The sequence below is a fragment of the Uruburuella suis genome, assembly GCF_022870845.1.
In the GTDB taxonomy this organism is placed as follows: Bacteria; Pseudomonadota; Gammaproteobacteria; order Burkholderiales; family Neisseriaceae; genus Neisseria; species Neisseria suis.
Window position 1 is genome coordinate 2,597,761 of record NZ_CP091507.1, and the last position, 16,846, is coordinate 2,614,606.

Genomic DNA, 16,846 nt, shown 5'->3' on the forward strand with positions numbered 1-16,846 from the left:
TGTTGACACAGGCCGTCTGAAAGCACGATTACCACTGATAGCCTACACCTGCGGTGGCGCCGTAATGACCGCGCGAGTTGCCCGAAGCAGTACCTTTAATCACCCAGTTGCCGCCATCGGAGATGCTGGAGAAGCCGATGGCATAGCCGCCCTCGCCGCGATAGGTACTGCCGGCCACGGCCATCATGCTCTTGCCGGGCAGATAAGCCTGCGGCAAGCCGGCCACGGCCATGGCTGCTGCGGTGCCGGCGTTGGCATTGTTTTCAATGCCGTCGATGCGGCTGTTGAGCTGGTTGCCCAAGGTTTGCAGCTGGTTGACATTCACCGCATCGGTGCCGTGCACGCCTGCGCCCACGTTGTGGATCACCACGGGCGCGTTTTGGTCGGCGCCCACGAGGGTAACATCATTGCTGGCTGTGCCGCCGTTGGGCGTGGTGGGGCTGTCGGCATTGGAATACTGCACAATGCCCGCGCCGCCGGTTTGCAGCGCTTCCACCGCTTTATTGGTGGCATAGAGCTGGCTTCCGTTGATGGCATCGGTGCTCTTCTCACCAATCAGGCCGGCCGCCACATTTTGCACGCGCCGTTCACTGCCCACATCGCCCACGCTCACCACACCTGTCGGGGTGGCGCCGGCAAAATTGTAGGTTTTGCCGTTGATGGTGGTGGAGGCATATTCGGTGGTGCCGGCGGTTTGATCGGTGCGTGCGGTGATGGCTGCCGATTCGCTGCCCAAGTTCACCGAATTGGCGGCGGTTGTTTTCACATTGTTGCCGATCACAAAGCTGTTGTCGGTGGCCACGGTGTTGTCGTTGCCCACCACATAGCTGTTGTTGCCGCTGATGGTGCTCGGGTCGCCAAAGGCGCCGGAATTATTGCCGGATACCTTGTTGCCGGTGCCGATGCTGATGCTGTTGCTGCCCGTGGCTTCAGCACCGGAGCCGATTGCGATGGCATTGGTGCCGCCGGCTGTGGCTTTGCTGCCGATGGCCACGCCATTGGCGGCGCTCACCTTGCTTTGGTTGCCGATGGCCACACCATTGGCCGCTTCGCCGCTGGTGGATGCCTGATAACCGATGGCGGTAGAGAAGCTGCCGCCGGCGCTGGAGTCTTCCGTGTTGCTGGTGTCGGCGGTGAATGCTTGGCCGTCATTGGTGTGGAAGAACTTAATGCCTTGCTCGTTCATGTTTTTAATGGCGGAAATCACCGAATTGTGAACATATTCAGTTTGCCCTTGAACGTTATAGGTTTTCAGCGCCAGTTGGCCTTCCGGCGTTAAGCTGCCGTCTTGGTTCACATAATTATCGCCGCCAATAATCTGATTGATGTTGCTCACATTATTGGTGATGTTGGTCACATCGGTGTTCACCGAAGCGATGGCGCTATCCAGCTGGCCTTTGTTTACCGCATCGGTGGCATTCACGCCGTCGGCCACATTGGTGATGGTGTTGCCGCCATTATTCAAGCCGTCTTTGCTCAGGCTCACATTGCTGCCTGCTGCGCCGTTGCCAATGGTGATGCCGTCGCTGTTCACCACGGTGTTGCCGGTGGTGAGGCTGTCGGCCTTCAGGTCTTTGGCTGTGGCCACTTGATAATGGGTGCTGCCATCGGCATTGGTGCTCGGGGTAACCACAATATTGTCGCCCGCGCTCACCGTGCTCTTCGCTTGGGTGGCGGCGGTGTTGGCCGCGGCAATCGCGTCATTGATATTGTCTTTACCGGTGCCGCCAATGTTGCTCATGGTGGTGGTGCCGTCTGCATTCACCTTGCTGTTGCCACCCAAAATGGCTTGGTTGGCATCGGCAATGGTTTTGATTTGGCCGCCGTTCACCGCTTCAGTGCTGCCGGCCGCAATATTGCCGCCGGTCAAGCCGCTGATTTTGTTGGTGGTGCTGTCGATTTTCACGCCACCCACATTCACAGTGTTAAAGCTGACATCTTTGGCCGTGGCCACGGTGTAGATGGTTTGGCCATCGGCACCGGTGGTGCTGCTCACCTTGATGTTTTCGCCTTCTTTCACCTCGGTTTTTGCACCCGCAGCGGCTTTTTGCACATCACCGATATTGGCTGCGTTGGTGGCAGTAGTGCCGCCGCTGGCTACATTGGTGATGGCTTTGCCGCCGGCATCAATGCCGCCGCCGGTCATGCTCGGGCCGCCGGTGATGGTCAAACCATCGCTGTTCACTTTGGTGTTGCCCATCGCAATGCTGCCGTTGCTGCCCAAATCAATGGTTTCGGCCAGTTTCACCGTCAACGTATCGGTGCCTGCTACCACGCCGATATTGCCCTCGGTCAGATTGCCGGTATTGCCGCCTTTCACGTTAACGGTTTCGCCCAGTTTGCGGTTAACCGACGTACCGCTGTCGCCCGCAAAGGTGAGCGGCTTGTTGGCTTGATCGTTCGCCGCTTTAATCGCGTCGTTGATGTTGCCTTTGCCGGTGCCACCAATGTCGGCGTTGGTGTAAACACCGGTGCTCGGATCATAGGCGGTGTTGCCGCCGATAATGTTCTTCACGCCTTCACCTTGCGCAAACAACTGGCTGCCGTTCACCGCATCGGTGCTGCCAGCGCCGATGTCGCCCGCTGCCAAACCGCTGATTTTGTTGGTGGCGCCGTCAATTTTCACATCTCCCACCTTCACGGTGTCAAAGCTTACATCTTTAGCAGTGGCCACTTTGTATTCGATGCCGCCGGCCGCATTGACGCCTGAGGTGACCTCAATATTGTCGCCCGCCACCACGGTGTTGTGCTTGGCTGCCGTGCCGGCAACGGTTTTAATCGCATCGTTGATGTTATTTTCACCGGTGCCGCCGATGTCGCTCATGCTCAAGCTGCCATCGTTGCCCACCGCTGCATTGCCGCCCAACACAGTTTTCACCGAGTCGGCTACGCCATACAGCTGGCTGCCGTTGACAGCATCGGTCGAGCTTGCGCCCACGCTGCCTGCAGCCACGTTGGTGATTTTGTTGCCGGCTGCATTGATACCGGTTTTGGTGAAGCTCGGGCCGCCGGTGATGGTTAAACCATCGGTGTCGAGCTTGCTGTCGCCGGCGCTGATGCTGTCGACAACCAGGTTTTTATTCAACGCAATGCCAAGGCCGTCTGAACCGGCGGTGGTGGTGATGTTGTTATCACCTTTCACCGCCAAGGTGTCGCCCAGCTTTTTCGCATCGGTGGTGGTGCTGTTGTCGCCGGTGAAGGTGATGCCTTTGTTGGCAATATCTTCAGACGCGGTAACGCCTTTGGTTATATCGGCTTTAGTCTTATCAGACAAATCAACAGCATAGTCGGTGATGTTGCTGGTGGCATCTTTCGCGCCTGCGGTTACTTTCACCGCATCGGAGCCGGATACACTTGCACCATCGGCATTCACGGTGTAAATGCTTTGGCCGTCTGAACCTTTGCTCTCTGCCACGCTGGTCACGTTAGTGCCCGCTTTCACCTCGGTTTTCGCACCCGCAGCGGCTTTTTGCACATCACCGATATTAGCTGCGTTGGTGAGCGTGTCGCCGCCGCTGGCTACGTTGGTGATGGGTTTGCTGCCCGCATTGATGCCGCCTGCGGTCACGCTCGGGCCGTTGGCTATGGTCAAGCCGGTGCTATCGAGCTTGTTGCCGCCGGCGGTGATGCTGTCTACCGTCAGCGCTTTGGCTGTGGCAACGGTGATGTCGTTACCGTTGCGGGTAATCTCAATGTTGTCGCCATTGATAAACTGAACCGTGTCGCCCGGTGCCACTTTGTCGGCTGTGTCGCCATTGGCCTGAATATTCCAGCCGGTGTTGGCCACGGTGCTAACCGCTTTGAGTTGGTCTTCGGTGGCGGCCTGGCCGCTAACAATGCTATTCGGGTCGAAAGCGGTGTTGGTCAGCCCGCCAATGGTGCCGGCGTTGCCGTTGATGCGCACCGGATTGGTGCTGCCGATGCTGATGCTGTTGCCCAAGCCGAGCTGCACGCCGTCTGCCGTGGTGGTGCTGGTGATGTTGCCGTCACCTTTCACGTTGATGGTGTCGCCCAACGCATATTGCGTGCTGGTGCTGCCGTCGCCGAACTTGATGCCTTTGGCGATGGCGGCGGTGTTGGTGGCAATATTGCCGGCGTTGGTTGCGACATTTTGGTTGGTGGCATACAGCTGGCTGCCTGTTACCGCATCGGTGCTGCCGGCTGCAATCGTGCCATCGGCAAGGTTGGTCACTTTATCGCCGCCCACATCCAACCCGTTTGCGCCGCTGCTCAACACGGTGTTGTTACCTGCTTCGCCCACGGTAACGCTGGTGAATTCCGGCATGTCGCTGGTGGCGATGCTGATGGTGCCGTCGTTTTGGGTGATGGCAATGTTTTTACCGGCATCAATGGTTACCGTGTCGCTCGGGTGGATTTCTTGCGTTTTGCTGCCGCTCACGCTGCCGCCCGAAGCGGTGGTGGTTAAATTCCAGCCGCTGTTAGCCACGCCGTCGATGCTGTTGAGTGCATCTTGCACACTGCTGTAGGTGTTGCTGCCCACTTTCAGCCCGGCGGTCACGCTGTTGGTGGCTGCGTCATAGCTGGACGTGCCGCCCAAAGATGATGCGGTGCTGCTGCCCAGCGCATTGAGCTGGCTGGCATTCACTGCATCGCCGGCATCGGTGCCGTTGGCAAGATTGGTGATTTTGTTGCCGGCTGCATTGATACCGGTTTTGGTGAAGCTCGGGCCGCCGGTGATGGTTAAACCATCGGTGTCGAGCTTGCTGTCGCCGGCGCTGATGCTGTCGACAACTAGGTTTTTGTTCAACGCAATGCCAAGGCCGTCTGAACCGGCGGTGGTGGTGATGTTGTTATCACCTTTCAGCGCCAAGGTGTCGCCCAGCTTTTTCTCATCGGTGGTGGTGCTATTGTCGCCGGTGAAGGTGATGCCTTTGTTGGCAATATCTTCAGACGCGGTAACGCCTTTGGTTATATCGGCTTTAGTCTTATCAGACAAATCAACAGCATAGTCGGTGATGTTGCTGGTGGCATCTTTCGCGCCTGCGGTTACTTTCACCGCATCCGAGCCGGATACACTTGCACCATCGGCATTCACGGTGTAAATGCTTTGGCCGCCTGAACCTTTGCTCTCTGCCACGCTGGTCACGTTAGTGCCCGCTTTCACCTCGGTTTTCGCGCCCGCAGCGGCTTTTTGCACATCACCGATATTGGCTGCGTTGGTGGCGGTGTCGCCGCCGCTGGCTACATCGGTGATGGGTTTGCTGCCCGCATTGATGCCGCCTGCGGTCACGCTCGGGCCGTTGGCTATGGTTAAGCCGGTGCTATCGAGCTTGTTGCCGCCGGCGGTGATGCTGTCTACCGTCAGCGCTTTGGCTGTGGCAACGGTGATGTCGTTACCGTTGCGGGTAATCTCAATGTTGTCGCCATTGATAAACTGAACGGTGTCGCCCGGTGCCACTTTGCTGGCTGAGTCGGCGTTGGCTTGCAGATTCCAGCCGGTGTTGGCCACATCGCTGACGGCTTTGAGCTGGTCTTCGGTGGCGGCCTGGCCGCTAACAATGCTATTCGGGTCGAAAGCGGTGTTGCTCAGCCCGCCGATGGTGCCGGCGTTGCCGTCGATGCGCACCGGATTGGTGCTGCCGATGCTGATGCTGTTGCCCAAGCCGAGCTGTACGCCGTCTGCCGTGGTGGTGCTGGTGATGTTGCCGTCACCTTTCACGTTGATGGTGTCGCCCAACGCATATTGCGTGCTGGTGCTGCCGTCGCCAAACTTGATGCCTTTGGCGATGGCGGCGGCATTGGTGGCAATATTACCGGCGTTGGTTGCCACATTTTGGTTGGTGGCATACAGCTGGCTGCCTGTTACCGCATCGGTGCTGTTTGCGGCAAGCTCACCCTCAGCCAAACCACTGATTTTGTTGGTGGTGCCATCAGTTACCACGCTGCCTACGGTGGTTTTGTCAAAGTTAACGTCTTTGGCAGTGGCCACTTCATAGCTGGTGCTGCCATCGATGTTGTTGGTCGGCGTAACAACGATGTTGTCACCTTGGGTAACGGTGGTTTTAGACGCCGCTGCCGCTTTTTGCACATCGCCGATATTCGCTGCATTGGTGGCGGTGTCGCCGCCGCTGGCTACATTGGTGATGGGTTTGCTGCCTGCATCAATGCCGTCTTTGGTCATGCCCGGGCCGCCGGCAACTTGGAAGCCGGTATTCGAGGTGACTGTGCCGGCAAAAGTCGGTGCGTCGACAATTTGCACTTCAATCTTGCCGTTGTTGACCACTGTTTTCACATTGGAAGATGAGGCCTCGGCTGTTGCGCCGCCCACCACTTCAATGGTGTTGTTCAGGGTTTTTGTCACGCTAGTGCCGTCTTGGGCGGTCAGGCCGAAGGTGGCCTTGTCCAAATTGTCTTGTACTGCAAACAATTGGTTGCCCGTCACCGCATCGCTGCTGCCTGCGGCCACATTGCCATCCTTCAGGTTGGTTAATGCCACCGGCGTGGTGCTACCTGTGCCGCCTAAAGTTACGCTGGTTTTGCCTGCGTTGTCGTATTGAACGGCATTATCGGCTTTAACCAATGAATCTTTGGTGGCTTGCGACAGGTCGATTGCATAGTCGGTAACGTTGCTGCCTTTGTCGGCTCCGCTCACCGTTACTGCGGTCGAACCGGCTGACGCGGTGGTGCCTTTGGCATTGACGGTGTAAACGCTTTGGCCGTCTGAACCTTCTGCTTTCTCTACGTTAGCCACATTGGTGCCGGCAGCCACTTGAGTGTTGGCCGCTTTAATCGCGTCGTTGACATTGTTTTTGCCGGTGCCTCCAACATCGCTCATGGTTAAGATGCCGTCTGAATCTACTTTAGCATTGCCGCCCAGAATGGCAGCGGTGCTGTTTGCCACATTACCAATCACGTTTTGCGTGGCATAAAGCTGGCTGCCGTTAATCGCATCGGTGCTGCTCTCGCTGATTTGGCCGGCGGCCACGTTTTTAATTTGGCGCTCGGCACCTGCGGCACCCACAGACAGCTGCATGCCGCCCTCTGCCGCCTGGGCAGCAAAGCCGCCATAGGTGATGCCGTTAACTGTGGCCGTGGTTTCAGCGGTGGCATTGGTGGCGGTTGTGCTGCCCTCACCTAACGCAACCGATTTGGCCTGTGTGGCTTTTGCGCCTTTGCCCATGGCAACGGCGGCCGCACCTGAGGCCAGAGAATCTGTGCCCATCGCCACGGCATCATCTTGGCGGGCTTGCGCATTTGAGCCGATGCTGACAGCATCATTAAATGCGATTTTGTCTTGAGGAACGCTTGACCATATCATCGATTCCGCATCATCGGACAACACCACTTCGGTGCCGGCTTGACGGCCGATAGCAATATTATTATTACCATTCACCAATGTCCCAGCGGCACGACCCAAGGCGACATTGTCGTTACCGGCAATATTCTGGCCCGACTGCAAGCCCAATGCCATATTACCGGCACCGGACATCTCCGTTCCACTCTCTACACCAAACGCCACATTGTATGACCCTGTCAAACTATTGCCTGCCGCATTGCCCAGCGCCATATTGAAAGTACCGCCAGCCGAATTGCCTGCTCCATTGCCAATCCAGGTATTTTCATTGCCTGAGGAATCCACACCTGTGCCGGCACCTATAGCGATATCGTTTGAATTGGCCGATGCGCCACTGCCTAATGCAATTGAGGCATCATCTTTGGCCACAGCGGCATAACCGATTGCAACAGAGCCTTCCCCTCGGGCGGATGCGTCCGCACCGGCGGCCAGTGCATTGATGCCGGTGGCACCGTCGTTGTTGTAGTTGTCGCCCTGTACGCCATTGTCATTTACACTGTAATAATGCGTTTTCGCTGCATCCACAGCGCTCTTCACATCACCGATATTGGCCGCATTGGTGGGCGTGCTGCCGCCGCTGGCCACGTTGGTGATGGGTTTGCTGCCCGCATTGATGCCGTCAGCATTGATGGTTACCGGGCCGGCGCTGATGCTGGTTAAGCCGGTGAGGGTTTTATTCAGCTCGACTTTGAGGCCGTCTGAACCGGCGGTGGTGGTGATGTTGTTATCGCCCTTCACCGCCAAGGTATCGCCCAGTTTTTTCGCATCGGTGGTAGAGCTGTTGTCGCCGGTAAAGGTCAAGCCTTTGTTGGCGATATCGTCAGACGCGGTAACGCCTTTGGCGATATCTTCTTTAGTCTTATCAGACAAATCAACAGCATAGTCAGTGATGTTGCTGGTGGCATCTTTCGCGCCCGCCGTTACTTTTACCGCATCCGTGCCGGACACACTTGCGCCATCGGCATTCACGGTGTAAGTGGTGTTTTTGCCGTCGCTGTTGCTGCTCACACCGGCAATATTGGTGCCTGCGGCAACGGTGGTGGTTTTTTGGGCGCTGTTGATGGCATCGGCCACGCTCTCGGCGGTGGCAAAGTTATTGCCTGCCGTGCCGGCGCTGACGGTGCCGTCTGAAGCGGTGGTAAGCGTGGAAGTGTTAACCGAGTAGCTCACTTGCGGGTTGGCGCCGCTGGTATCCAGCTTAGCGGTGGTGCCGGTGCCGTTAACAAAATCAACGGTGCTGCCCGGTGCCACTTTGGTGCTGCCGTTGCCGTTTGCCGTCACATTCCAGCCTTGTGCGGCATATTCGATGGCTTCATGCACGGTGGCTTTGCCGGTGCCGCCCACATCGCTCATGCTCAAGCTGCCGTCTGAAGCCACTTTGGCATCGCCGCCCAAGATATTAGCGGTGCTGGCGGCCACATTGCCGATTACGTTTTGTGTGGCATAAAGCTGGCTGCCGTTAATCGCATCGGTGCTGCTCTCGCTGATTTGGCCGGCGGCCACGTTTTTGATTTGACGCTCGCTGCCTGCGGCACCCACGGACACAATATCGCCCGCAGCCGGGCTATTGCCGGCAAAGCCGCTGTAAGTCAGGTTGTTTACAGTAGCCTCATTGGTGGCCACGGCGGCATCGGCGGTTGAGCTGTCGCCCAAAACCACTGCGCCATCCATGCCCGCGCCTACGGTGACGTTATTGCCCATCACCATGGTGTTGGCAGATTGCACATTATTGCTGTTGCCGACAATGCGGCTACCGTCTGCATCGGCGCTCATCAGGTTGCTGTTGCCGAATGCGCCGGCGTTATCGGCGGCAATCGGCGCGGCAGAAGTGCCGTTGTTGTTGCCGATGGTGTAGGTGCCTGCGCCGGAAATGTGCGACGGGTCGCCCAATGCGCCGGAGCCTTCACCGCTCACGATATTACCGGTGCCGATGGCAATGGCATTGGCTGCGGTGGCTTGTGCGCCATGGCCGATAGCCACCGCACTTGTACCATCTGTGAGTGCATTAAGGCCGATAGCCACCGCACTGCTTTGTTTAGATTTAGCGTGATCACCGATATTCACCGTTTGAGTGGCGGTGATGCGGTCGGTCATGCTGCTGCCTGAGCCGGCATTGATGCCGATATTGACATTTTTCTCGCCGGTTTGATATGAGCCGGCAAAATAACCGCTGTTCACGTTGTAATTGCCATGCTGGCCGGTGCCGGCAAATGAGCCCATATGGGTATTGCTGCTGCCCTGCTGCCAACGGCCGGCGCGCAAGCCCACAGCGGTGTTGTTTTCGCCATAGCCCGCTTCAGTCGCACTGCCGGCATCCAGCGCCTGCATACCGATGGCCACGTTATGGCCGCGCAGATAAGGCGCTCCGGTGTTGCCATTGGGGTCGGCGGCCAAGCCGCTGCCCGACATAATGCCCATAAAGATATTGTTGCCGGTTTCAGTATTCTGGCCGGCCTGGCGGCCAATCATAATATTTTCAGAGCCCTTGGCACCTTCACCCGCTCGCGTGCCGATGGCTGTGGTGTGGTTGCCCAAAGCAATGGCTTGTTGGCCGATGGCAATGGCACCCAGGCCGGGCGTGGAATTGTTATTCACAATATTGGTAGGCACACCGGGCGCATTTTGCAAAACTGAGCCGATACTGGCACCGGTGCTGGCGCGGTCACCCAAGGCCAACGAGCCTGCTACTGTGGCGTTGGCCGTGTTGCCCACGGCAACTGCATTGGCACCGGCTGCTTTCGCCGCCACGCCGGCGGCCAGCGCGTTGGCGCCGCTGGCGCCGTCGTTGTTGTAGTTGCCGGCTGTTGTGTCGGTGGATTTCACGCTGTAGAAATGCGTTTTCGCGGCATTCACAGCGGTGTTTACATCGCCGATATTGGCGGCATTGGTCGTCACGTTGCCGCCGCTGGCCACATTGGTGATGGGTTTGCCGCCCGCATTGATGCCCTCAGCATTGATGGTTACCGGGCCGGCGCTGATGCTGGTTAAGCCGGTGAGGTTTTTACTCAGCTCAACTTTGAGGCCGTCTGAACTTGCCGTGGTGGTGATGTTGTTGTCACCTGTTATGGCCACGCTTTCGCCCAGTTTTTTCGCATCGGTGGAGCCGTTGTCGCCGGTGAAGGTGATGCCTTTGTCGGCAATATCGTCAGACGCGGTAACGCCTTTGGCGATATCTTCTTTAGTTTTATCAGACAAATCAACAGCATAGTCAGTGATGTTGCTGGTGGCATCTTTCGCGCCCGCCGTTACTTTTACCGCATCTGTGCCGGACACACTTGCGCCATCGGCATTCACGGTGTAAGTGGTGTTTTTGCCGTCGCTGGTGTTGCTCACACCGGCAATATTGGTGCCTGCGGCAACGGTGGTGGTTTTTTGGGCGCTGTTGATGGCATCGGCCACGCTCTCGGCGGTGGCAAAGTTATTGCCTGCCGTGCCGGCGCTGACGGTGCCGTCTGAAGCGGTGGTAAGCGTGGAAGTGTTAACCGAGTAGCTCACTTGCGGGTTGGCGCCGCTGGTATCCAGCTTAGCGGTGGTGCCGGTGCCGTTAACAAAATCAACGGTGCTGCCCGGTGCCACTTTGGTGCTGCCGTTGCCGTTTGCCGTCACATTCCAGCCTTGTGCGGCATATTCGATGGCTTCATGCACGGTGGCTTTGCCGGTGCCGCCCACATCGCTCATGCTCAAGCTGCCGTCTGAAGCCACTTTGGCATCGCCGCCCAAGATATTAGCGGTGCTGGCGGCCACATTGCCGATTACGTTTTGTGTGGCATAAAGCTGGCTGCCGTTAATCGCATCGGTGCTGCTCTCGCTGATTTGGCCGGCGGCCACGTTTTTGATTTGACGCTCGCTGCCTGCGGCACCCACGGACACAATATCGCCCGCAGCCGGGCTATTGCCGGCAAAGCCGCTGTAAGTCAGGTTGTTTACAGTAGCCTCATTGGTGGCCACGGCGGCATCGGCGGTTGAGCTGTCGCCCAAAACCACTGCGCCATCCATGCCCGCGCCTACGGTAACGTTGTTGCCCATCACCATGGTGTTGGCAGATTGCACATTATTGCTGTTGCCGACAATGCGGCTGCCGTCTGCATCGGCGCTCATCAGGTTGCTGTTGCCGAATGCACCGGCATTATCGGCGGCAATCGGAGCGGCAGAAGTGCCGTTGTTGTTGCCGACGGTGTAGGTGCCTGCGCCGGAAATGTGCGACGGATCGCCCAGTGCGCCGGAGCCTTCACCGCTCACGATATTGCCGGTGCCGATAGCAATGGCATTGGCTGCGGTGGCTTGTGCGCCTGTGCCAAGGGCGATGGCGTTAATCACGCTAGTGTTGCTGCCGCTCACGCCGGCCACGGCACCCGAGCCCATAGCAATCGAGTCATTGCCATAAGTGTTGGCGTTGTCGCCAATTGCCACGGCGCGATCTAGGTTTCTAACCGTTGTGCTGGTTGCATTATTGGTGCCATTACCGATAGAAACATTGCCCGCGCCGGTAATATGGTTGCCTGTTTGGTTGCCCAGCCCGGTGTTGTTGTCGCCGATAACATTATTGCCCGCTCCGCGACCCAAGCTGCTGTTGTTGTTGCCGGTCACATAGCCACCCGATGCTGCACCAAAAGCAGAGTTGCGATCGCCTTTTGCATTCCACCCGGTCCACATACCGATGCCGGTGTTGGCATTGCCGATAACGCCCTGACCGGCCAGCTGCCCCATCGCCACGTTTACATTGCCATCCGAATCACGGCCGGAGCCGTTACCGATAGAAATATTGTGGCCGTAGCCCTTGCCGCCGTTGATGTTGTAGTCGGCAAAACCGCTGCTGGATTTAATTTGATTACCTGCGCCCGAACCCAAAGCGATATTTTGGCGGACATTTTCGCCCAAATCATTGCCCGAGCCCGGGCCGATGGCCACGTTATTGGTGCCTTGGTTTCTTTGACCGGAATCCGCGCCCACGGTCACATTATTGCCGCTGGTGGCAGTGCTGCCTTTGCCGGCATTCATGCCGATGGCCACGCCGTTGGCGCCATAAGTATAGGCATCAGTGCCGATAGCGATGGCATTGGCAACGCCTGTTGTGCCGGTGGTGGTGGCGCCATTACCCATGGCAATCGAGCTGGCCACTTGTGCATTGGCGTTGAAACCGATGGCAATGCCGCGGGCTGCTGAGGTCACACCGGAAGTGCCAGTTAATACTTTGGCATTGGTGCCGATGGCTACAGCATCGCCAGCATTGGCATTGGCTCCGAAACCGATGGCGGTATCACCGCTGCCCATCGCTTTCGCTGCCACGCCCGCGGCCAACGCATTGATGCCGGTGGCGCCGTCGTTGTTGTAGTTGCCGGCTGCTGTGTCGGTGGATTTCACGCTGTAGAAATGCGTTTTAGCGGCATTCACGGCTGTGTTCACATCGCCGATATTGGCTGCATTGGTAGTGGTGGTGCCCCCGCTGGCCACATTGGTGATGGCTTTGTTGCCCGCATTGATGCCATCGCTATTGATGGTTACCGGGCCGGCAGTGATGCTGGTTAAGCCGGTGAGGGTTTTATTCAGCTCAACTTTGAGGCCGTCTGAAGTGGCTGCGGTGGTGATGTTGCTGTCGCCCTTCACGGCCACGCTGTCGCCCAGTTTTTTGATGCCGGTGGTGCCGCTGTCGCCGGTGAAGGTTAAGCCTTTGCCGGCAATATCAGCAATATCATTAGACGCAGCTACGCCTTTGGCGATATCGGCCTTGGTGTCGGTTGACAAATCAACGGCATAGTCGGTGATATTGGTGTCGGCATTTTTCTCACCCGCAGTTACCGTTACCGCACTTGAGCCGGATACTTTGGCGCCATCGGCATTAACGGTATAAACACTTTGGCCGTCTGAACCCTCTGTTTTCACCACGCTGCTTACATTGGTGCCGTTGAGCACTTGGGTGTTGGCTGCTTTGATTGCATCGTTGACATTGCTTTTGCCGGTGCCGCCGATATTGCTCATGGTTAAGGTGCCGTCTGAAGCCACTTTGGCATTGCCGCCCAAAATATTAGCGGTGCTGGCTGCTGCTTTGCCGATCACGTTTTGCGTGGCATAAAGCTGGCTGCCGTTCACGGCATCGGTGCTGGTGGCGCTGATGGCGCCGGGTGCCAGATTTTTCAATTGGCTTTCAAAACCGACGCTGCCGATAGACACTTGATCGCCGGCCACAATATTGCCGCCGCCGGCAAAGCCGGAGTAGGTTACGCCGCCCACTGTGGCTTGGGTAATGCCCTCGGCATTGGTGGCGGTGGTGCTGCCGGCGCCCAAGGCCACGGCACCATCTTTGCTGGCATTCGCGCCCACGCCCAAAGCCAGCGAAGCCACGCCGTTTGCGGCGGCGCGGGTGCCGAAGGCGGTGGACAATTCACCGCCGGCCAGCGCCTGCACGCCCAAGGCCACCGCGCCATGGCCGGCTTTAGTGGGGATATAGCGCTTGGTGGGGTCGGCAAAGTTCACCAGATAATCGCCGGTTAGCGCGGAATAGATTTTGGCGGCATTCCGATTGTTGTAAGTGGCGTTGTTGCCGGGCGTTTGATAGCCGGGCGGGTTGTTGCTGGCCACTTTATCCAAATCATCGCCGCCGATGGCCACAGAAGAATTGCCTTGCGCAATGGTGTTGGCACCCACGGCCACGGCCTGATCGCCGGCAGCATTGGCTGCGCCGCCGATGGCGACGCCTTGGCCGGTGTTGGCCGTGGCACCCGGGCCGCAAATCACGTTGCCGCCGGGATCATTAATATTGCCAGTGTCATTAGAAGTGGTGCACTGAAGATTGGAGGCGGATGCCGGTGTGCTGACAAAAGCACCCAGCGCCATCATGCAGGCAGCCGCTATGCCGGCCAGATTGAATGCAAAGCCTGCTTTGCCGGCCGCGCCGGTGCTGCTGCGCACATTGCGTTTTCCATGAGCAGTGTCTAATTCGGAAACGGCCACCCAGCTTTGGCTGGCTTCATTCCAAACTGTTTTATAAATTTTGTTCATAATGGCTCCAATATGATGTAAATAATATGGCTGAGATATTTTTCTGTGTATAATATTTGCTTAAGAAATCATTTCTTAATTTGTTATTCAAGCTCAATCGCCGCAAAGGCGTTTTTTCAGCAGCACCGGCCGGCATCATTCATGCGCCTTGGCGCCAATGGCACGCAAACGCGCTGCAGCAGCCGGTAAAACAAGTGTCTTGTATTAAGCAATTTCCGTGCCAATCCTTTTGCAACAAGGAAAAGGCTGATTTTTGCCTGTTTTGGAATTGATAATACCCAAACCAAGCTATACCAAATCGGCACTATTTTGACACAAATTGTCACTTTTATCTATTTAAATCAAATATTTTCACGCCAAACTATCGCAAACCTTACCATATTGTTGCGTTTGCAACGCATTGTGCTAAACACGCCACACACAAAAGAGGCCGTCTGAATTTTTTTCAGACGGCCTCTTTTGATTTGCCAACAACAATCCGTAGGTACGCACGCCGCCCAAAGGCGGCGTAATCGTACGCATGAAATCTGCCTCAACCCTCAAACAAACCGTCTGAACATGAAAGTTTGGCCATCGGCCAAAGCAATGCGAGTGTCTTGTTCTGCGAACAAGTGTCGGATTCAAGAATCCGACCTACGGGTTATATTGTTGTATTTACAAAACATTATGCCAAACACGCCACACACGAAAGAGGCCGTCTGAATTTTTTTCAGACGGCCTCTTTTGATTTGCCGGCAACAATCCGTAGGTACGCACGCCGCCCCAAGGCGGCGTAATCGCACGCATGAAATCTGCCTCAACCCTCAAACAAACCGTCTGAACATAAAAGTTTGGCCATCGGCCAAAGCAATGCGAGCGCCTTGTTCTGCGAACAAGTGTCGGATTCAAGAATCCGACCTACGGGTTATATTGTTGTATTTACAAAACATTATGCCAAACGCGCCACACACAAAAGAGGCCGTCTGAATTTTTTTCAGACGGCCTCTTTTGATTTGCCGGCAACAGCGGTTTGCTTTCAGCTTTAATGCGAATCTTGCCGCAAATCCACTTGCTGCAACGGCACTTTATGCGTTTTGTAGCGCAGCTTGTGATAGGCATAAAAGCCCAAAAACACGGGCAAGCCCATATAGGTAATCACCAATCTGTCCCAACTGAAATCGCCTTTGAGCACCAATTCGGTGTCTTGCCCGATAATCACAAGCACACACAATGCCAGCGCCAGCAAGGGGCCGAAGGGAAACCATTTGGCGCGGTAAACCAGCGCATTCAGATCTTTGCCCTGCGCCAGATAAGCGCGGCGGAAACGGTAATGGCTCACCGCAATGCCCAGCCACGCGATAAAGCCGGTGAGGCCGGAAGCGGCCAAAATATATTCATACATTTTGTCGCTCGCCAATTGCAGCAAAAACACCGCCAGCACAATCACCGCCGTGGCCAAGAGCGCCACCACCGGCACGCCGGTGGTGTTGGTGCGCGAAAAGCTGCGATAAGCCAAGCCATCTTTGGCCATGGCATAAAGCATACGGGTGGAAGCATACATGCCCGAATTGCCGGCCGATAAAATCGAGGTGAGAATCACCGCATTCATCACCGCCGCCGCAAAAGCCAAGCCGGCTTTTTCAAACACCAGCGTAAACGGCGATTTGGCGATTTCATTCACATCTGCGCCCAGCAATTGCGGGCTGGTATAGGGAATCAAAAGGCCGATTACCAAAATGGCGAGAATATAGAAAATCAAAATGCGCCAAAACACCTGCTTGATGGCTTTGGGTATGCTTTTTTCCGGGTCTTCCGATTCGCCGGCGGTGATGCCGATAAGCTCGGTGCCCTGAAACGAAAAGCCCGCAATCAGAAACACACCCAGCATGGTGAGAAACTTGCCCGACACGCCCTCGCCCAAAAAAGGCGCTTCGCCGGCTGTCATATTGGCCAAGCCGATGTATTCGCCGCCCAAAATGCCGAAAATGGTGAGCACGCCCACGCCCAAAAACACAATCACCGTCACCACTTTAATCAGCGCAAACCAATATTCCGATTCGCCATAAGCGCGCACCGATAAAGTGTTGAGCAGGAAAATAATGGCGAAAAAGAGCAGGCTCCACGCCCAGGGCGCCATAAAGCGCAGCGGCTCCCAATAAGTGACCACCAGCGCGGCAATGGAAATATCGGCAGCCACGGTGATCACCCAGTTGAACCAATAATTCCAGCCCAGCGCAAAGCCCAATGAAGGGTCGACAAAGCGCGTGGCATAAGTGCTGAACGAGCCGGATGTGGGCAGATAAGTGGCCATTTCGCCCAGCGAAGTCATCAGAAAATAAACCATCAGGCCGATGGCCGCATAAGCGAAAAGCGCACCGCCGGGGCCCGCCTCGCTGATGGCGGTGCCGCTGGCCATAAACAAACCCGTGCCGATGCAGCCGCCGATGGCAATCATCGACAAATGGCGGGTTTTCAGATGGCGTTTAACCTGCGTGTTGTAAGGCGTATCAGACATAATCAGAAACAGGCCGCACCAAACGGCGCGGCCTTCTATAA

Annotated in this window: 2 protein-coding genes; both read right to left on the reverse strand. The window is 56.6% G+C overall.

What is annotated here, in order from left to right; translation table 11 throughout:
- Positions 1 to 28: 28 nt before the first annotated feature.
- On the reverse strand, positions 29 to 14,311 hold the full coding sequence (locus tag LVJ78_RS11915; protein ID WP_132954412.1) for an ESPR-type extended signal peptide-containing protein: 14,283 nt from the start codon (positions 14,309 to 14,311) through the stop codon (positions 29 to 31).
- Positions 14,312 to 15,332: 1,021 nt separating this feature from the next.
- Complete coding sequence (locus tag LVJ78_RS11920; RefSeq protein ID WP_132954413.1) at positions 15,333 to 16,805, reverse strand: amino acid permease; 1,473 nt, start codon at positions 16,803 to 16,805, stop codon at positions 15,333 to 15,335.
- Positions 16,806 to 16,846 lie beyond the last annotated feature (41 nt).

What these genes read in the sequence shown, in the direction of transcription:
- LVJ78_RS11920 (WP_132954413.1), bottom strand. Translation starts at nt 16,805, where the DNA reads ATGTCTGATACGCCTTACAACACGCAGGTTAAACGCCATCTGAAAACC.
- LVJ78_RS11915 (WP_132954412.1), bottom strand. Translation starts at nt 14,311, where the DNA reads ATGAACAAAATTTATAAAACAGTTTGGAATGAAGCCAGCCAAAGCTGG.